Consider the following 18,152-nt stretch of genomic DNA (forward strand, 5'->3'; position numbering starts at 1 on the left):
CCCGTCCTGGCGTAACGCGCGCTGCGGCGTGTGTGGCGAATGAAGGCCGGCCTGGTGTCGGTCTGGTGCCGCGGCGGTCTCCCCATTGTAGAGAATCTGCGGCGCTTTGCACGGCGCCGCCGGGCCGCGAGCGACGCCGCCTAGTGGGTCGGATTCATGCGGAAATACGCGTCGAGCAGTGAGGTCTTGTAGACCACGCCGGCTAGCTTCGGATGCGCGGCGCTTTCCACCACCGGCAGCCGCTCGCCCTGAAACGCCATGAAGTGCTGCAACGCGACGCCGAGCGGCATGTCCGGCGTGAGCACGTCGAAATGCGGCTGCAAATAATCGGCTGCGGTTTTCGCCGACGTATCGCGTTTGTCGAGCAGATCGGACGTGATGTCCTTCAGTGCGACGACGCCGAGAAACGCGCCGGACTCGTTGGCCACGTACAGATACTTCACCGGATATTCGAGGAACACGCGCGTCATGTCCTGCACGCTCGCGTTCGGCAACACGACGGTTTCGGCGGGGCGGATCAGCTCGCGCATCTGCGTGGCGCGCAGGCGCGAGCGCTCCTGTTCCTCGCGATTGCGGCGCAGCGTGATTTCGTACATCGAATTCTTGCCGATCGCGCGCGCGATGAAATACGCAACCACGCACGACAGCATCAGCGGCAGCACCACCTGGTAGCTGAGCGTCATCTCGAAGATCATCAGGATCGCCATCAGCGGCGCCTGGGTCGCGCCGGCGAGGAACGCGCCCATGCCGACCATCGCGTACGCGTACGGCTCCGAGGTCGCGTGCGGCCACAGCGCATGCATGCCCTGGCCGAACAGCGAGCCGACCGCCGCACCGACGAACAGCGTCGGCGTGAAGACCCCGCCGACCGCGCCGGAGCCGGCGGTAGCCGCGGTCGCGGCGAGCTTGAACACCAGCACGAGGACGAGCGCGGTCCACGTCCACGGCGAATGGAGGATCGAGTTGACGACGCTGTAACCGTTGCCCCACACCTCGGGCGTCCAGATAGAGATGACGCCGACCACGAAACCGCCGAGCGCGAGCCGCACGGGCAATGGCACCGGCAGCTTGCGAAAGGCGGCCTTCGACGCGTCGAGCAGGCGCAGGAACTGTGGGGCGGCCAGGCCGCACAGCGCGCCGAGCGCGACGAACAGCAGCACTTCGAGACCGGCCACCGCCGGAAACACCGGCATCTCGTACGGCGGCTTGTAGCCCGCGAATTCACGCATCGTGATGTTGGCGACCACCGCCGACACCACCACCGGCCCGAAGCTCTCCATCGCAATCGAGCCGAGCACGATCTCCGTGACGAAAAACGCGCCCGCGATCGGCGCGCTGTACGCGGACGTGATCCCGGCCGCCGCGCCGCACGCAACCAGCAAGCGCAGCCGCGACGGATCGAAGTGCACCCAGCGGCCGATCAGCGACGACGCCAGCGCCGCCAGTTGCACCATCGGCCCTTCGCGACCGATCGAACCGCCGCTCGCGATCGTGAACAGCGACGACACGCTGCGCCACAGGCTCAGCTTGACCGGCACCACGCCGTCGCCGATCGCGACCGCTTCCATGTAATCGACGTGATTGCATTTGTCCGCGTGGCGCTGCGCGATCAGCAGAAAAAAGCCCGCGATCAGACCGCCGGCGGCGGGCAGCCAGACCCGCACGGTCCACGGCAGGCTGCGCGCCATTTCGACGAAGCTGCCCGCGCGGCCCGCCACCGCCAGTTGCAGCAGCGCGATCGCTTCGCGAAACAGGATCGTCGCGAACGCGCCGGCGATGCCGACCACCACCGACCAGACCAGCATCGTGTGGGCGTCCGACAGCCGGAACAGGTTTTGGGCGCGGGTGCGCAGCTTCAGCAGGAATGAAAGCACGTCGACGGTACAGGGCGTGGGAAAGGGTTGGGGAACGGCGCGCACGGTAACGGCAGCCCGCCCGCTTCGGACGGCGGGCGCGCTGCTGCGGGTGAACGAACGGGGGCGGCGCGGCTCAAGTCGCCGCCTTGTCGAGTTCCGGGTAGTGCCGGAAGATGCAGGCCTCGTTGTGCTCGATGCGCCGCTCAGACCGCAGATACGCGGCGATGTTTGGCCGCGCGATCACCAAGTCGTGCAACGCGGCGAGTCGCGGGTAGTGTTCGCCGAAACGTTTCAGCGCGCGCGGGAACGCGTACAGCAGGCCGTCGATCAGCTGGAACATCGACAGGTCGACGTAGGTGAGCGCATCGCCGACCATGAAGCTGTCGCCGGCCGGGTTCTGCTTCAGCACGCGCTCGAAGTACGACATGAACTTCGGAATCCGGTTGTCGATGAAATCGTGCGCGCGCACTTTAGCGGCGTCCTTCTGATCTTCGTAGTACAGGCCGCTCGCGAGCGGATGATGTGTGTCGTGCGCTTCGGTGACCACGTCGGCGATCGTCAGTTGCAGGCCATTTGCAACATAGCGCAGGCTTTCGACCGACGGCGCGAGATTCAGCCGCGGGCCGAGATAGAACAGGATGTTGGCGGTCTGCGCGATCACCAGATCGCCGTCTTTCAGGAACGGCGGCGCGAACGGCGGATACGGCTCGTCGCGGCTTTTCATCACCGCCATCATCGCGCCCGTGCCCCAGCCGTCCGATTCATCGCCGCGCGCCACCTCGATGTAGTCGGCGCCGGCTTCCTCCAGCGCCAGGCGCACGAATTCGCCGCGTCCTTGCAGGCCGTCCCAATAGTAAAGTTCCAGGCTCATCGGTTGATCCTCATTCCGGTCGCTCATGCGGGTCGCATGAACGGGTTGCAGGAGCAGGTGACGCGAGCAACCAGTATGCCGCGCGGGCGCGCCCGATGGTTCGCCAGAATGCGCAAAACCCCGCACGCGGCGGGGTGGGTACGAAGGCGAGCGAGTTTAGCCGAGCAGGTGCTGGACGGTCCATGTGATTCCCAGTCCGCCGGCAATCAGCCACACATACAGGATCAAACCGGTGGTCAGCGCGCGAGGGCCGGCCTGGCGGATCTGCGCGATGCGCGTTTCGATGCCGAGCGCGGTCATCGCCATGGTCAGCGCGAAGGTGTCGAGCATGTTTAGCGTGCTGGTCGCGCTGTCCGGCAGGACGTGCAGCGAGTTGATCACGACGCACGCGAGGAAGCCGAGCGCGAACCACGGAATCGCCAGCTTGCGCGGTGCGCCCTGAGCGTCTTGAGCGCCGTCATGCGAGGCCGATGCCGCGGCTTTGCGCGCCGAGCGGTTCACCCACACGCCGACCACGAGCAGTACCGGCACCAGCAGCATCACGCGGGTCATCTTGACGATGGTGGCGATGTGCGTCGTTTCCGGGCTCACGTTGCTGGCCGCGCCCACCACCTGCGCGACCTCATGGATCGTGCCGCCGAAGAACAGACCCGCGCCGACCGTGTCGAGATGCAGCCAGCCCGCGTTGAACAGGATCGGGTACAGGAACATCGAAAGTGTGCCGAACAGCACCACGCTGCCGACCGCCATCGCGCTTTTGTGCGGCTTCGATTGCAGCGTCGATTCAAACGCGAGCACCGCGGCCGCGCCGCAGATCGCGCTGCCGGCGGCGGTCAGGAGCGCCGTATCGCGATCGAGCTTCATGATTTTCATGCCGGCCCAAGTGCCGATGACGAGCGTGCTCACCACGATCAGTACCGATTCCGCGAGGCCCGGCAAGCCGACCTGAGCGATTTCCTGCAGGCTCACGCGCAGTCCGAAGAACGCGACCGCGATGCGCAGCAGCTTGCGCGCCGAAAAGTTGACGCCGGCCGCCCAGCTCGCGGGCATGCCGTCGCGCAGCGCGTTGCCGTAAATGGCGCCGGCCACGATGCCGACGATCAACGGGCTCAGACCGAGCCCGGCGATCGCGGGAATCGACGCGATGCGGGTGACGGCGGCGGCGAACAGCGCGACGAACAGCACGCCGTTGAGTTGGCCGCGGGTGGAATGCCCGGCGGCGGGTGCGGTGACTGCGGCTGCGGTCAGCGGAACGGGAGCGGTGGCCATGTTGCAGTCCTCGATGACTGACGGATTCAATGGGCCAATCCTAAATTAGATATATGGATATGAAAAATCATGATTTAGGATGTAAAGTATCGGCTGATCCGATATTTTTATCCCATGACCCCCGATCAACTTATAACTTTCGCTGCCGTCGCCGAACATCGCAACATCAGCCGTGCGGCTGTGGCGCTGCATCTGTCGCAGCCGGCGGTGTCCGGTCAGCTGCGGCAGTTGCAGGACGAATTCGGCGAGCCGCTTTATCAGCGGGACGGCCGCGGTGTGCGGTTGACGCCCGCCGGTGAGCAACTCGCGAACTACGCGACGCGGCTGCGCGAAACCTGGCGCCAGGCGCATGCGTATCGTGACGCGCTGCGCGGCCTGGAGCAGGGCACGCTGCGGATCGGCGCAAGTACGACGCCGGCAAGCTACCTGCTGCCGTACCTGATCGCCGATTTCCATCGCCAATATCCGGACGTGTCAGTGCATACCGCCGACGGCAACACCACCGAAATCGTCGGCGCGCTCGGCTCGGTAGACATCGCGATGATCGAAGGGCCGGTCGGCGCCGATCTGCCGCCGGACACCGCCGTGCACGCATGGCGCGAGGACGAGATCGTCGCGATCGTGCCGCGCTCGCATCCGTTGGCGCCGGCGGGCCACGGCGGCCGCGCGGAACTGGCGGACTTCGGTGCGCATCCCCTGGTGCTGCGCGAAACGGGGTCGGGCGTGCGGCAGATCGTCGAGCGCGCGTTCGCGCGGGCAGGCGTGCCGATGCGCGTGGTGCTGGAAATTGCCGGCGTCGAAGGCGTGAAGGAGGCGGTGCGGGCCGGCATGGGCATCGGCTTCGTCTCGGCAATGTCGATGCGTCACGAGAACGGCGCGTTGTGCATGTTGTCGCTGAGCCCGGAACCGCTCACGCGCCGGCTGTCGATCCTCGTGCCCTACGCGAGCGCGCCGTCACGGGTGGTCGAGCAGTTTCTCGCGCTGTGTCTCGCGGACGAGGCCTGCGCGGCACGTTGAACGGTAAGCGACCCGCAGTCACCGCGGCGGCGCATGGCTTCGGTCAGCGCTGAAGAAATTGAAAGTTTCGGGTGCGCGGTCGTTACCAGGACCGCCGACGGGGACCGCGTACCTGCTGCGCCTGGGGATTTCCTCTATGGCGCACGCCGCGCGTCCCGGCGCACTATTCGGGCATTCGCAAGCGCCTCGGCGCTTTTTTTCGAAATGGTTTTGGAACCGGTTCCAAGCGCCGTTCAAAACGCAGAATTGAACAGAGTCGATATGGCTGAAGCAATGGACATAGTGATCGTCGCAAGCGCATTCGGAATGGATGCGGTGCGCGCGGGCGGTCATTTGCACTGGGCACAGGCGAGCCGGCGGGCCGGCGCGGCTGGCTTCGAAGTGCGTCGCGAGCTGTTCGCAGAGGAAGCCGACGCGGCGCCGCAACGCCTGCGCGAACTCGGCGAGTCGCTTGCCGGGTTGGGGCTGTGGGCGGTGTTTTCCACGCCCGCGTCGCTCTACACATCGGATGGCCAGCTCGATGCCGCCGCACTGCGGCTCGCGCTCGGCGAAGCGACGGCGCTCGGCGCGCGCTTCGTCAAGCTGCAACTCGGCGGGTTCGCCGGGGACGCGGCCGGCGCGGCGATTGCTGAGCAGATGGAGGGCGCGGACGTGCGGCTCGTCGTCGAGAACGGGCAACTGGCGGAGGGCGGCTCGCTAGCGCAATTCACCGGCCTGTTCGACGCGTTGGCGCGCGAAGGCCACGCCGACGTGCTCGGCATGACGTTCGATATCGGCAACTGGGCCTGGCGCGACGTCGCGCCGCTCGATGCCGCGCGGCTGCTGGCGCCGCGCGTCGAATACATCCATTGCAAGACGACGGTGGGCGAGGGCGCGCGGCGCTTTCCCGTCGCCCCGGCCGCCGATGACGCCGGTTTCATCGCGGTGCTGGACAGCTTGCCGCGCAACGTGCCGCGCGGCATCGAGTTCCCGTTCGACGCGAGCCGCATCGAGGCGGACGCGGCTCGCCATGTCGGATGGCTGGCTGCTGCGTGAGTGGTGTGAGCGGCGTGCGGGACGAGAGAGAGTTCGGTAGCAGCACGAGCCCGAAGTCCCGGCAACCGTGCCGCGGGAAGATTGCTGTACAACATGGGCACGACAGCGCAAGCACGACAACTTGCGCGCAGGGTGCAAGCCGTTGCGCGCAGCGCGAAGCGAGAGCCGCCGCGACGTATGGCAAATAGACGGCAATCGGCACTACGAATCGCAGACCCACAAATCACAGCACCATAAACCGCACCAAAGCACCAGGCACCAAGCCCCAAGCACCACCCAGGAGCAAAGCATGAGCACCCCAGGCGCAGCACTCGATGCACTCGATGTCATCACCTACGGCGAAGCGATGGCCATGTTCGTCGCCGCCGAAGCCGGACCGCTCGCGGGCGTCGGGCAATTCACGAAGCGCATCGCCGGCGCCGATCTGAACGTGGCGATCGGCCTCGCGCGCCTCGGCTTCAAAGTGGGCTGGATGAGCCGCGTCGGTAACGATTCGTTCGGCCAGTACGTGCGCGACACATTGACCGGCGAGGGCATCGACCAGCGCTGCGTCAGCACCGACGAGCGTTATCCGACCGGCTTCCAGCTCAAGTCGAAGAACGACGACGGCAGCGATCCGGCGGTCGAATATTTTCGCAAGGGATCGGCGGCGAGCCATCTGTCGCTCGCCGACTATGCGGCCGATTACGTGCTGTCCGCGCGTCACCTGCATCTGACCGGCGTCGCGCCCGCGATCTCGGCAAGCTCGCGCGAACTCGCGTTCCATCTCGCGCGTGAAATGCGCGCGGCCGGCAAGACGATTTCGTTCGATCCGAATCTGCGCCCGACGTTGTGGCCGTCGCGCGCGGCGATGGTCGAAGGTCTGAACGCGCTCGCCGCGCTGGCCGACTGGGTGCTGCCCGGCATCGGCGAGGGCGAGATTCTCACCGGTTATACCGAGCCGCGGGACATCGCCGCCTTCTATCTGGAACGCGGCGCGCGCGGCGTGATCATCAAGCTCGGCGCGCAAGGCGCGTACTTCCGCACCGCCGACGACGCCGGCATGATCGCCGGCCAGCCGGTCGCGAATGTCGTGGACACGGTCGGCGCGGGCGACGGTTTCGCGGTCGGCGTGGTGAGCGCGTTGCTCGAAGGCAAGTCGCTGCCGCAAGCGGTCGCGCGCGGCAACCGCATCGGCGCGCTGGCGATCCAGGTGATCGGCGATTCGGAAGGCTTGCCGCGGCGCGCGGAACTCGACGCGCTGGAACGGGCGGAAGCCGCTTCGCCTGTCGCCACACCCGCCCCATCCGTTGCCACCGCGGCCTGAACGCACGCGTCATCCGCACGCATCAGGCCGCCTCGATAACAGCAAGAGCGCTCGACGACAAGCGCCTCACCTGTCCATCATCGTTTCGGGAAGCCGACAAAGGAGACACCCATGACCTCATCGCTTGCGATTCGCCGCTGGTGGACGATCATGCCGATCGTATTCATCACCTACAGCCTCGCCTATCTCGATCGCGCGAACTACGGCTTCGCGTCGGCCGCCGGCATCAACCAGGATCTCGGCATCAGCAAAGGACTCTCTTCGCTGATCGGCGCGCTGTTTTTCCTCGGCTATTTCTTCTTCCAGATCCCCGGCGCGATCTACGCGGAACGCCGCAGCGTGAAGAAACTGGTGTTCTGGAGCCTGATCCTGTGGGGCGGCTGCGCGGCGCTCACGGGGATGGTCAGCAACATTCCGTCGCTGATGGTGATCCGCTTCGTGCTCGGCGTCGTCGAAGCCGCCGTGATGCCCGCGATGCTGATTTTCATCAGCAACTGGTTCACCAAAAGCGAGCGTTCGCGCGCCAACACGTTCCTGATTCTCGGCAATCCGGTCACGGTGCTGTGGATGTCGGTGGTGTCGGGCTATCTCGTGCACTCGTTCGGCTGGCGGCACATGTTCATCGCCGAGGGCGCGCCCGCGATCCTCTGGGCGATCTGCTGGTGGTTCCTCGTGCAGGACAAGCCGCAGCAGGTGTCGTGGCTCACGCAGCAGCAGAAGGACGATCTTGCCGAAACGCTGCGCGCCGAGCAGGCCGCGATCAAACCGGTGCGCAATTACAGCGAGGCGTTCCGCACGCCCGCGGTGATCAAGCTGTGCGCGCAATATTTCTGCTGGAGCATCGGCGTGTATGGCTTCGTGCTGTGGCTGCCGTCGATCCTGAAGAACGGCTCGACGCTCGGCATGGTCGAAACCGGCTGGCTGTCGGCGCTGCCGTATCTCGCGGCGACCATCGCGATGCTTGCAGCTTCGTGGGCATCGGATAAACTCAACCGCCGCAAAGTGTTCGTGTGGCCGTTCCTGCTGATCGGCGCGGTGGCGTTCGCGGCGTCGTATGCGCTGGGGTCCACGCACTTCTGGTTGTCGTACGCGTTGCTGGTGATCGCGGGCGGCGCGATGTACGCGCCATACGGTCCGTTCTTCGCGATCGTGCCGGAACTGCTGCCGAAGAACGTCGCGGGCGGTGCGATGGCATTGATCAATAGCATGGGCGCGCTCGGTTCGTTCGTCGGCTCGTACGTGGTCGGTTATCTGAACGGCGCGACCGGTTCGCCCGCGGCATCGTATGCATTCATGAGTGTGGCGTTGGTCGCCGCGGTGATCCTGACGCTGATCGTCAAGCCGCAGCCGCTGACCCAAACGCCTACGCTCGCCACCCCGTTACAAGGAAAATAAGCTCATGAAGAAGATCGTCGCCTGGAAGTCGTTGCCCGAAGACGTGCTCGCGTATCTGCAACAGCATGCGGAGGTGGTACAGGTCGATCCCGCGCAGCACGACACGTTCGTCGCCGCATTGCGCGATGCCGACGGCGGCATCGGCGCAAGCGTGAAGATCACGCCGGCGATGCTCGAAGGCGCGAGCCGCCTGAAGGCGTTGTCGACCATCTCGGTCGGCTTCGACCAGTTCGACGTCGCCGATCTCACGCGCCGCGGCATCGTGCTCGCGCACACGCCGGACGTGCTGACCGAGTCCACCGCGGACACCGTGTTTTCGCTGATCCTCGCGTCGGCACGCCGCGTCGTCGAACTCGCCGACTGGGTGAAGGCAGGGCAGTGGCGCGACAGCATCGGGCCGGCGCAGTTCGGCGTCGACGTGCAGGGCAAGACGCTCGGCATCGTCGGGCTGGGACGGATCGGCGGCGCGGTCGCGCGACGCGCGGCGCTCGGCTTCAACATGCAGGTGCTGTACACCAATCGCAGCGCGAACCCGCACGCGGAAGAGGCGTATGGCGCGCGGCGCGTCGAGCTGGCCGAGTTGCTCGCGACGGCCGATTTCGTCTGCCTGCAAGTGCCGCTCACGGCCGAGACGAAGCATATGATCGGCGCGGCCGAACTCAAGTCGATGAAGAAGAGCGCGATCCTGATCAACGCGTCGCGCGGCGCGACCGTCGACGAACAGGCACTGATCGAAGCGCTGCAGAACGGCACGATTCACGGCGCGGGGCTCGACGTGTTCGACACCGAACCGTTGCCGGCCGACTCGCCGTTGCTGAAGCTGGCGAACGTGGTCGCGCTGCCGCATATCGGCTCGGCGACGCACGAGACGCGGCACGCGATGGCGCGCAATGCGGCGGAGAATCTGGTGGCTGCGCTCGATGGCACGTTGACGGTGAATGTCGTCAATCGGGAAGTGCTGGCCAAATGAGCTGACGCGCCGATGACCACGCCGCTATCGACCACGCCGCGCCGCGCAACGATCACCGATGTCGCGCGCGAAGCGGGCACCGGCAAGACCAGCATCTCGCGCTATCTGAACGGCGAGATGAGCGTGATGTCGCCGGAATTGCGCGCGCGCATCGAAGCCGCGATCGCCCGGCTCGACTACCAGCCGAACCAGATGGCGCGCGGTCTCAAGCGCGGCCGCAACCGGCTGATCGGCATGCTGCTCGCCGATCTGACGAACCCGTACACGGTCGAAGTGCTGCAAGGCGTGGAAGCCGCGTGCCACGCGCTCGGGCTGATGCCGCTGATCTGCCACGCGGCGAACGAAGTCGAGATGGAGCGGCGCTATCTGCAACTGCTGACCACGTACCGGGTGGAAGGTGTGATCGTCAACGCACTCGGCGTACGCGAGGAAACGCTGCGGCCGGTGGGCGGCGGCGGGATTCCGGCGGTGCTGGTCGACCGTTCGGTGGAAGGGCTCGTCGCCGATATGGTCGGGCTCGATAACCGGGCCGCCGCCGAACTCGGCACACGGCATCTGCTGGCGCAGGGTTTCGACGACATCTGGTTCGTCGTGCAGCCGTTCGAGCAGGTCAGCTCGCGGCAACTGCGCGAGCTCGCGTTTCGCGACGCGATGCGCGCGCAAAACGCCGCGCGTGGACATACGCTGGTGTTGAATCTCGCGGATGCGGACGAGGTCGAACGCGGTCTGGCCGAACTGGACCGCGCGATCGACGCGGCCGGAGGCGATGGCGGTGCGGACGACCCAGCCCCCCGCATCGCGCTGTTCGCCGCGAACGCTCCCGTCGCGCTGCGTCTCGCGCTGCACCTGAAAGCGCGCTGTGGCGCCGGCTGGCAAGCGCGTGTCGCGCTCCTATCGATCGACGACCCCGAGTGGGCCGAACTCGCCGGCATCACGACGATCCGTCAGCCGACCTACGACATCGGCTATCGCGCGGTCGAGTTCCTGCACGAACGCATCGAAGGCGTTCAGACCAGCGCGCGCGACTGTCTGCTCGCGGGCGAGCTGATCGTTCGCGCGTCAACTTCGCGCTGATCTGCGATCATGCGGGCTGCGGCGCGCAGCGGTTGCGCGCCGGTCATCGCAAGGAAACTCATGGTTGTTGCACCGCTTACCCTCTCCAGCCTCGCCGTCGCGACGCTGTTCGTCGCCGCATTACCGTTCCTGATCTACCGGCGTCTGCGTCGGCCGCTCGCTTTGCAGCCGCGCGACGCGATCGCCGGCGTCGCCGTGTTCGCGCTGTTCGCGATGGTGATCGAGCGCGCGCTGAACGACTACGTGCTGCATCGGAACGAAGCGACGGCCACGTTCCTGTCGAATCCGCTCGCCTTCGTCGTGTACGGCGCGCTGGCCGCGGGCATCTGCGAGGAAGTGGGGCGGTTCATCGGCATGCGGCTGCTGCTCAAACGCGCCGCGGCGAAATCACCGGCGGCCACGCACGCCGCGCGTGCCGACGACGGCACCGCGCTCACCTACGGCCTCGGCCACGGCGGTGCGGAAGCGTGGCTGGTCGGCGTGCTGGTGCAGATTCAGTGGATCCTGTTCGCGGTATTCGAAAACCGCGGCCAGCTGGACGGCTACCTGAGCAACTTGCCGACCGATTCGCTGATGCGCATTCACCTGATTCTCGCCAGCCTGACGCCGCAGACGGCCGGCATCTTCGCGCTCGAACGGGTGGCTGCGCTGGTGTTCCAGATTGGTCTGTCGGTGTTGATGTGGCGCGGCGTGCGGGCCGGTTGGCGCGGCATCCTCCCGCTCGCGATCGTCCTGCACGCGCTGGTCGACGTGCCCGCCGCGCTGTTCCAGGCGCAACTGGTGCCGCTTGCGGCGGTCGACGGGGTGTATGCGCTGGGCGCGGTGATCGTCGCGGGTCTGCTGGTCAGAACCTTTAGGCGTCCCGGGACAGCTGCGCGATCCGGTGCGCCGGCGCCTCGCTAACCTCGCCAAAGCGCCGGCCTTTGCCTAAAATCGGTGCCCTTTTCGGAACCCCTTCAGGACCACGTCCGGCGGACCCCATGGAAGCTTACCAATACGACTGCGCCAATCCCGAGTTCGAGGAACTGGCGCGTGTCATCAGCGATCTGTTTCCCGAGCAGACGCAGTTCATCCAGCGCGCGGCGGAAGACGGCGCGCCGACGCTCGCGATACACTGGGTGGCGATGCGCTTCGGCGCGACCGCGCGGCGCATCGTGATGACGGTGGCGATCGCGCCGGCGGCGCTGGCGCGTTACCGCGCGTTGCCGGCGCGGGTGCGCGGCCGCAGTTTCGCGGTGCTGCGCGCGTATGTCGAGGCCAGTCTCGGCTCGCTCGAAGAGCAGTATGCAAACGGTGAAGCGGTGCCGCGCGACGTCACCGTGGACCTCGGCGAAGAGTTCGCGTGAGAGAGCTCGCGGGGCCGCTTATGAGACCGCTTATGAGACCGCTCAGTCCGCGAGCCGGTAGACCTTTGCGAAGCGCGCGGCCTGGACCACGCCGTAGTCGCCGGGCGCGTACTGCATGACCCAGTCGCCGGCGACGCCGCGCAGCACGTCACCGCCGTCCACGGAGCGGCATAGCGAGAACGCTTCGTTCATCTGTTTCGCGAGCACGACGGCGGGGCGGTTGCGATATGCGCCGGCTTCGCCGTGCGCGAGGGCGGCGTCGGTGGGGACGTATCTGGCGTCGAAGCGCTCGCGCGACACGACCCAGCGGTCGCCCGTCGATCCGGTAATCAGCGCGTCGCCGCGCGCATAGCGGTTCGGGCCTTCGAGGCTCATCAGTTCGCCTTCGACAGCGGCAAATTCGACGTTCACCGTTTCGTCCTTGACGACGCGTTGAGCGAGCGCATCCTGGCGCAGATCGAGATTCTTGAGTTCGGTCATGAAGCGGGCAGCGGTGAAAAGATTGACGGGGTTGACGGCGGCATGTCGACGTTGCGCCGATGCAGTGCATTGGGACGTGATGTCCTGAAGCCGCGAACCCGCATCATGCCAGATGGATCTGGCGACCGGCTGCTTTTGCGAGGGACGATGGACAGCAGCGCCCGCGTTGTCGTTCAGCGAGCGGGCGCGAAGACACGGTTGCCGCGACTGCGTGATTAACGGATTAGGTGACTACCGACTGACTGGCGGCGAACGAAGCCCGTCCACACGCAGAAACCGTCCGCGCAGCGCGACCCATCGCGCTGCGCGTCGGCAAACTTCTTACGGCTTCACAATCGCATCGCTCGCCGGCGTCGACTTGCCGACCTTGCCCTTGCCGTGGCGGTGACCATGACCGCCCTCGGCGCCCGGCCCGTGATGGAACGTCGCGTCAGCCAGCTTCTTCTGTTCCGGCGACAGGCTGCTGTACAGCGGATCGAACGCGTCGACCAGCTTCTTCATGCCGTCCGCATGCGCTTGCGCGATCGTCGCGTACTGCTTCATGTCGTCGAGCGCGGTCACGTTGGTCGCGGCCTTGCGCTGCTGGAACAACTGGCCCATCGTCTCGCCGTTGTTGCGCATCACGTCGGCGAAGGCGTTCCACTGCGTTTCCTGCGCCGGCGTGATCTTCAGCTGTGCGTGCAGATAAGCGATGCGGTCTTCGACGTTGCGCTCGTGGCCAGCCTTGCCCGCGGGCGCCGAGGCGGCGCTCGCCGGCGCCGGAGCCGGCGCGGAAGTCTGGGCGAACGCGCCGCTCATGGAAACTGCGGTAGCCAGCATAACAAGTGCTTTCTTCATCGAAACTCCTGATGTCTATTCGAATTGGGACAAGGCGTGTGGCGAGCGGCCGGGTCGCGTCAACGATCGTGACGCACGGCAGCCGGCTGCCCCATTTCGCCGTCGCCGCTATTAGTATCACGTTATCCCTACAATGCGTCTCCAATGCGACAAACGCTTACAACCGAAACGAACGGGAAATAGCCGGTGGACAAATTCGTCAGCATGGAAATCTTCGTTGCCGTGGTCGAGGCCGGCAGTCTGACGGCGGCGGCCGAGCGCTTCGACATTTCGTCGGCGATGGTGGGCAAGCATGTGCGTGCGCTCGAAAGCCGGCTCGCGACGCGACTGCTCACGCGCACCACACGTCGGCAAAGTCTGACGGAGATCGGCCGGCAGTATTACGAGCAATGCAGGCGCATCCTCGCCGATGTCAAGCAGGCCGAGTCGCTCGCCGAAGCAATGGCCGTCGCGCCGCGCGGCGTGCTCAAGGTGACGGTGCCGCTGACCTATGGCGTCGAAGTCTTTTCCCCGGCGATGACCGACTATCTGAGCGCATGGCCCGACGTCAGTCTCGAACTCGATCTGTCCAACCGCATCATCAATCTGGTGGAGGAGGGCTTCGACGCGGCGGTGCGCATCGGCCAACTGGCGGATTCGGGTTTCGTCGCGCGGCCGTTGAAGCCGTACCGGATGCGCGCGTGCGCATCGCTAGCGTACCTCGCGCGTGCGGGAACGCCGCGCACGCCCGCCGATCTGGTCCATCACGAGTGCCTCGGTTTTCTGCACTGGGGCCGTGAAGGTTTGTGGCGTCTCGACGGCGAGAGCGCGAACGAAAACCCGTTGCGCGCCGGCCGCTTTCGTGCCAACAACGGCCAGGCGCTGAAGGTGGCGGCGTTGCGCGGCTTCGGTCTGGTATTGCAACCCGAAGCGCTGCTCGCGCGCGAGATCGCCAGCGGCGAACTCGTGTCGGTGCTGGAGGACTATCTGCCCGAGGGCGCGCCCGTGCATCTGATCTATCCGCGCGATCGCCGCGCCACGCCCAAGCTGACCAGCTTCGTCGATTTCGTGATCGAGCGTTTCGGAGTGTGAGCGCCACCGCCACCGCATGCCGGAGACGCGCGATAATCCGCACGACCGTTGTTCCAACCATCCACTTCCTTCGCCCTCGATGAGACCTCCGCGCCTCGACCAGCTCGACGACCTCGACCGCAACCTCGTTGCACTGCTGCAAGCCAACGCGCGCGAAAGCGTCGCGAGTCTCGCCCGCCAGCTCGACGTGGCGCGCACCACGGTGATCGCGCGAATCGCGCGGCTGGAGCGCAGCAACGTGATAGCAGGCTATAGCGTGCGGCTCGGCCAGGACGTGCTCGATTCGAGCCTCATGGCCTATGTCGGCATGATCATCGCGCCGAGGCATGGGCCCGCCGTGCAGAAGCGCCTCGGCAAGATGCCCGAGGTGCAGTTGCTGTGCGCGGTGAGCGGCGAGTTCGATTACGTCGCGTGGCTGCGCGCCGATTCGCCCGACCGGCTGAACGATCTGCTCGATCAGATCGGCGGCATGGAAGGCGTGGAGCGGACCACGACCTCGATCATCCTCGCGCGCAAGATCGACCGCGGGATGGTGTGACAGCGTTTGCCGTGACCGTGCGCCGCGCGTCGAGACGCCGCCGGATGGCGCTGGTTTCGCTGCCGCATTTTTACGCACTTTTAACACCGTTTCGACACTTCGACTGACGTGTTCGTCGTTACGTCGAAACCGATGGTCATAACGCAGCATTTTGCGCGTATGAACTGATTTTGCTTCTCCCTACACTGTTGCTCAAGGGTTCAGCCCGAGAGGCGCGGCGCGCGAGGCGCAGCGCACTTCCCAAGCTGGCGACAGCACACAGATAACAAGGAGAAGCGCATGAAAGTAGCCATTGTTGGAGCAGGTCTGATCGGTCACACCATCGCGCATATGCTGCGCGAAACCGGCGACTACGACGTCGTCGCATTCGACCGCGATCAACACGCGCTCGATAAGCTCGCCGCCCAGGGTATCCCGACGCGCCGCGTCGATTCCGCCGATGCCGCCGCGCTGCGCGCCGCGATGCAAGGCTTCGACGCGCTCATCAACGCGCTGCCGTATTACCTCGCGGTGAACGTGGCGTCGGCCGCCAAGGGCGCGGGCGTGCATTACTTCGACCTGACCGAGGACGTGCGCGCGACCCACGCGATCCGCGCGATCGCCGACGACGCCGAGCATGCGTTCATGCCGCAGTGCGGTCTCGCGCCGGGCTTCATCGGCATCGCCGCGCACGAGCTGGCGAACCGATTCAGCGAAATCCGCGACGTGAAGATGCGCGTCGGCGCGCTGCCGGAGTTTCCGACCAACGCGCTGAAGTACAACCTGACGTGGAGCGTCGACGGGCTGATCAACGAATACTGCCAGCCTTGCGAAGCGATCCGCGACAGCCGCACGCAGTGGGTGCAGCCGCTCGAAGGCCTCGAACATTTTTCGCTCGACGGCACCGAGTACGAAGCCTTCAATACGTCGGGCGGTCTGGGCACGCTGTGCGAGACGCTCGCGGGCCGCGTCGAATCGCTCGACTACAAGTCGGTGCGCTATCCGGGCCACCGCAATCTGATGCAGTTCCTGCTTGAGGACCTGCGCCTGTCCAGCGACCGCGACACGCTGAAGACCATCATGCGCCGTTCGGTGCCGTCGACCGCGCAGGACGTCGTGCTGGTGTTCATCACGGTGAGCGGGATGCGCGACGGTCAGCTGGTGCAGGAAGTGTTTACCCGCAAGATCTTCGCGAAGACGGTGTGCGGCGTGCCGATGAGCGCAATCCAGATCACCACGGCCGGCGCGATGTGCGCGGTGCTCGATCTGTTCCGCGAACAGAAGCTGCCGCAAAAGGGCTTCGTGCGCCAGGAGCAGGTGTCGTTGCGCGACTTCCTCGCGAACCGCTTCGGGCAGTTGTACGAAGGACAATCGCTGGATGCGATGGCCGTGGTTTAACGCGGGAGGGCCGTGGTAGAGCGTGCCGGCAGGCGCAATCGAGAGAGTGACGGAGGCTCCGCGAGAGGGCCGCGAAAATGGAAATGCCCCGTGAAGCGGGGCATTTTCCGTTTCTGGCCGCCGTAGCGCCGCGCTGCTTGCCAGCGGCTAGACGGGCACCGGCGGCATCGGCGTCGACGCCGCCTGCGGTTCGCCGACGATGCGCGTCAGCAAGGCGTCGTAATCGGCTGGCGTGGGCGATGTGTTGTCGAACATCAGCAGATCGTCGCAGATCTCGCCGCTGGGCACGAAGCGGCGCTGCCGGTATTCGTTCCAATGCGCGAGCTTGTACGCGTCGTTGGGATTCGCGCGTTCGACGATCCGCTGCCGCGCGAGCTCGTCCGATACATAAACCCACACGACCCGCACCTCCACGTCCGCCCCGACGCCCAGCCACGCGCGGTCGAACAGGCGACGCTCGCGCACCTCGCGTGAGAGCGGACCGACCACCAGCGCGCCGATGCCGAGTTCGAGATTGTCGCGAGCGGTGTCGAGCAGGCCGCGATACTCGGGATCGCGCAGATGCTGCAGGAACAGCGGGCTATCGCGATCGTTCGGATCGCCGGTCAGCATCGCGATCGCGGCCGCGCTGTAGCCGCCGTACAGCGTGTCTTTATCGAGCAGGCAGAAGGGCATGCCGCTCGACTTCATCAGCGGGCCGATCAGCTTCTTCGCCACCGTCGTCTTGCCGGTGCCCGCGTGACCGCAAAAGAAGACCAGACGCGTCACAAAGGCCTGCCCCCGGCACGAACGGGCGGGGTGTCGGGCGAGTGGGGATCGCGCGCGAACTTGCCGTTGGTCTCCAGCCACATCACGTTGATGACGCCGAAGGCCAACGCGACGCCGACGCCGAGAATCCAGGTGAAGTACCACATAGCAGTCTCCTTGTTCGTGAGTCCGACGAGGCAGTGCGGCACGCGCTCGAACCGAGGGTAAATCCGTAACGCGCTGCGCACGCGGACCGCGCCCTGTGCAGCGATCATGAAGAAGAACGCGGCGCCACGCAAGAGGCACCGGATAGGCCGTTCGGCCAGGCTGGCGGAACGCGCGCGCATTGCTATCATGCGTAGCACTGGCTGGGTGCCGGCAATCAGGATCGCCAGGCATCGCGCCACGCCGTTCGCTATACCGTTATGAGACGCCGTGCACGGGGCCGTAAACAGGCGGGACCATCAACAACGACACGGGAGAACCAGCATGCCGATGCGCCTGCATTGCCACCGCCAGGCCGCGTTCGCCGCGCTCGTCATGCTGGTGGGCGCGGCGCTTGCTGGTTGTGCGTCGACCCCGGCCGAGCCGGTCCCGTTCAAGCCGGTGCCGGCAGCGCGCATCGTGCGGCCCGGCTTCACCGAACCGGCGGCCGGGCTCGTTGCGGTGGACGTGCGCCGCGAACGTTCGCGCGACGTGATCGTGCGGTTTCGCGACGCGCTGGTGTATATCGACGGTGAGCAGGTCACCGACCTGATGAACGGTGAGCACGTGGTCTTCTATCTGAGCCCCGGCGTGCATCGGATCGGCGTGTCGACGCAGTTCGACCCGGTGGTCGAACTGGGCTTCATGGTGACGGCCGACCCGCGCTACACGAACCGCGCGTCGGTCACCTTCAACGAAGACCATCGCATCCTGTTACACAGAGTGGCCCAGTAGCGGCAGCAAGGCGACGCGCGCGAC

19 protein-coding genes are annotated in these 18,152 nt (G+C 66.0%); 12 read left to right on the top strand and 7 right to left on the bottom strand.

Going from position 1 to position 18,152, the window contains the following annotated elements; all coding sequences use genetic code 11:
- Positions 1–140 precede the first annotated feature (140 nt).
- The 3 genes from BGI01S_RS06035 to BGI01S_RS06045 form a co-directional block, all read right to left on the bottom strand.
- Entirely contained in the window at positions 141–1,874 is a 1,734-nt protein-coding gene (locus BGI01S_RS06035) for a ClcB-like voltage-gated chloride channel protein (protein ID WP_042323271.1), read from the bottom strand.
- Between the two features lie 115 nt (positions 1,875–1,989).
- On the bottom strand, positions 1,990–2,727 hold the full coding sequence (locus BGI01S_RS06040; protein ID WP_042323273.1) for a glutathione S-transferase: 738 nt from the start codon (positions 2,725–2,727) through the stop codon (positions 1,990–1,992).
- 156 nt (positions 2,728–2,883) lie between these two features.
- The gene (locus tag BGI01S_RS06045) at positions 2,884–3,996 is read right to left on the bottom strand and encodes a YeiH family protein (protein WP_042323275.1); all 1,113 of its coding nucleotides are present in this window, start codon (positions 3,994–3,996) and stop codon (positions 2,884–2,886) included.
- Between the two features lie 114 nt (positions 3,997–4,110).
- Between BGI01S_RS06045 and BGI01S_RS06050 the strand changes: the two genes are divergently transcribed.
- From BGI01S_RS06050 to BGI01S_RS06085, 8 genes are all read left to right on the top strand, one after another.
- Complete coding sequence (locus tag BGI01S_RS06050; protein ID WP_042323277.1) at positions 4,111–5,013, top strand: LysR family transcriptional regulator; 903 nt, start codon at positions 4,111–4,113, stop codon at positions 5,011–5,013.
- Positions 5,014–5,274: 261 nt separating this feature from the next.
- Positions 5,275–6,048: a TIM barrel protein gene (locus BGI01S_RS06055; RefSeq protein WP_042323279.1), complete on the top strand. Its 774-nt coding sequence runs from the start codon at positions 5,275–5,277 to the stop codon at positions 6,046–6,048.
- A 289-nt stretch (positions 6,049–6,337) separates the two neighbouring features.
- Complete coding sequence (locus BGI01S_RS06060) at positions 6,338–7,354, top strand: sugar kinase (RefSeq protein WP_042323281.1); 1,017 nt, start codon at positions 6,338–6,340, stop codon at positions 7,352–7,354.
- Positions 7,355–7,465: 111 nt separating this feature from the next.
- The gene (locus tag BGI01S_RS06065) at positions 7,466–8,749 is read left to right on the top strand and encodes an MFS transporter (RefSeq protein WP_042323283.1); all 1,284 of its coding nucleotides are present in this window, start codon (positions 7,466–7,468) and stop codon (positions 8,747–8,749) included.
- Between the two features lie 4 nt (positions 8,750–8,753).
- The gene (locus BGI01S_RS06070) at positions 8,754–9,719 is read left to right on the top strand and encodes a 2-hydroxyacid dehydrogenase (protein ID WP_042323284.1); all 966 of its coding nucleotides are present in this window, start codon (positions 8,754–8,756) and stop codon (positions 9,717–9,719) included.
- A gap of 12 nt (positions 9,720–9,731) precedes the next feature.
- On the top strand, positions 9,732–10,793 hold the full coding sequence (locus BGI01S_RS06075) for a LacI family DNA-binding transcriptional regulator (protein ID WP_042323286.1): 1,062 nt from the start codon (positions 9,732–9,734) through the stop codon (positions 10,791–10,793).
- Between the two features lie 60 nt (positions 10,794–10,853).
- The gene (locus BGI01S_RS06080; RefSeq protein WP_042323289.1) at positions 10,854–11,696 is read left to right on the top strand and encodes a YhfC family intramembrane metalloprotease; all 843 of its coding nucleotides are present in this window, start codon (positions 10,854–10,856) and stop codon (positions 11,694–11,696) included.
- A 77-nt stretch (positions 11,697–11,773) separates the two neighbouring features.
- Positions 11,774–12,139, top strand: coding sequence for a DUF3022 domain-containing protein (locus tag BGI01S_RS06085; protein WP_042323290.1), 366 nt, complete (start codon positions 11,774–11,776; stop codon positions 12,137–12,139).
- A 42-nt stretch (positions 12,140–12,181) separates the two neighbouring features.
- Here the strand turns inward: BGI01S_RS06085 and BGI01S_RS06090 are convergent, their stop codons facing one another.
- The gene (locus BGI01S_RS06090; protein WP_042323291.1) at positions 12,182–12,619 is read right to left on the bottom strand and encodes a PGDYG domain-containing protein; all 438 of its coding nucleotides are present in this window, start codon (positions 12,617–12,619) and stop codon (positions 12,182–12,184) included.
- Between the two features lie 321 nt (positions 12,620–12,940).
- Positions 12,941–13,456 (bottom strand): Spy/CpxP family protein refolding chaperone, encoded by a 516-nt coding sequence (locus tag BGI01S_RS06095; RefSeq protein ID WP_042323293.1) that lies wholly within the window; start codon positions 13,454–13,456, stop codon positions 12,941–12,943.
- Between the two features lie 186 nt (positions 13,457–13,642).
- On the opposite strand from BGI01S_RS06095, the gene BGI01S_RS06100 reads away from it, so the two are divergent.
- From BGI01S_RS06100 to BGI01S_RS06110, 3 genes are all read left to right on the top strand, one after another.
- A complete protein-coding gene (locus tag BGI01S_RS06100) occupies positions 13,643–14,527 on the top strand; it encodes a LysR family transcriptional regulator (RefSeq protein WP_042323296.1) in 885 nt (294 codons plus the stop codon).
- A 79-nt stretch (positions 14,528–14,606) separates the two neighbouring features.
- On the top strand, positions 14,607–15,065 hold the full coding sequence (locus tag BGI01S_RS06105; protein ID WP_042324446.1) for an Lrp/AsnC family transcriptional regulator: 459 nt from the start codon (positions 14,607–14,609) through the stop codon (positions 15,063–15,065).
- A gap of 279 nt (positions 15,066–15,344) precedes the next feature.
- Entirely contained in the window at positions 15,345–16,442 is a 1,098-nt protein-coding gene (locus BGI01S_RS06110) for a saccharopine dehydrogenase family protein (RefSeq protein WP_042323298.1), read from the top strand.
- 147 nt (positions 16,443–16,589) lie between these two features.
- Here the strand turns inward: BGI01S_RS06110 and BGI01S_RS06115 are convergent, their stop codons facing one another.
- Positions 16,590–17,210: an AAA family ATPase gene (locus tag BGI01S_RS06115; protein WP_042323300.1), complete on the bottom strand. Its 621-nt coding sequence runs from the start codon at positions 17,208–17,210 to the stop codon at positions 16,590–16,592.
- Positions 17,207–17,356 carry a cytochrome bd-I oxidase subunit CydX gene (cydX, locus tag BGI01S_RS29425; protein WP_042324447.1) on the bottom strand — a complete coding sequence of 50 codons (150 nt, stop codon included), beginning with the start codon at positions 17,354–17,356 and terminating at the stop codon, positions 17,207–17,209. Before cydX ends, BGI01S_RS06115 begins: the two co-directional genes overlap by 4 nt.
- A 322-nt stretch (positions 17,357–17,678) precedes the next feature.
- Between cydX and BGI01S_RS06125 the strand changes: the two genes are divergently transcribed.
- A complete protein-coding gene (locus tag BGI01S_RS06125) occupies positions 17,679–18,128 on the top strand; it encodes a flagellar basal body L-ring protein FlgH (protein ID WP_042323302.1) in 450 nt (149 codons plus the stop codon).
- Positions 18,129–18,152 lie beyond the last annotated feature (24 nt).

Origin of the sequence: Paraburkholderia ginsengisoli NBRC 100965 (genome assembly GCF_000739735.1) — a bacterium.
In the GTDB taxonomy this organism is placed as follows: domain Bacteria; phylum Pseudomonadota; class Gammaproteobacteria; order Burkholderiales; family Burkholderiaceae; genus Paraburkholderia; species Paraburkholderia ginsengisoli.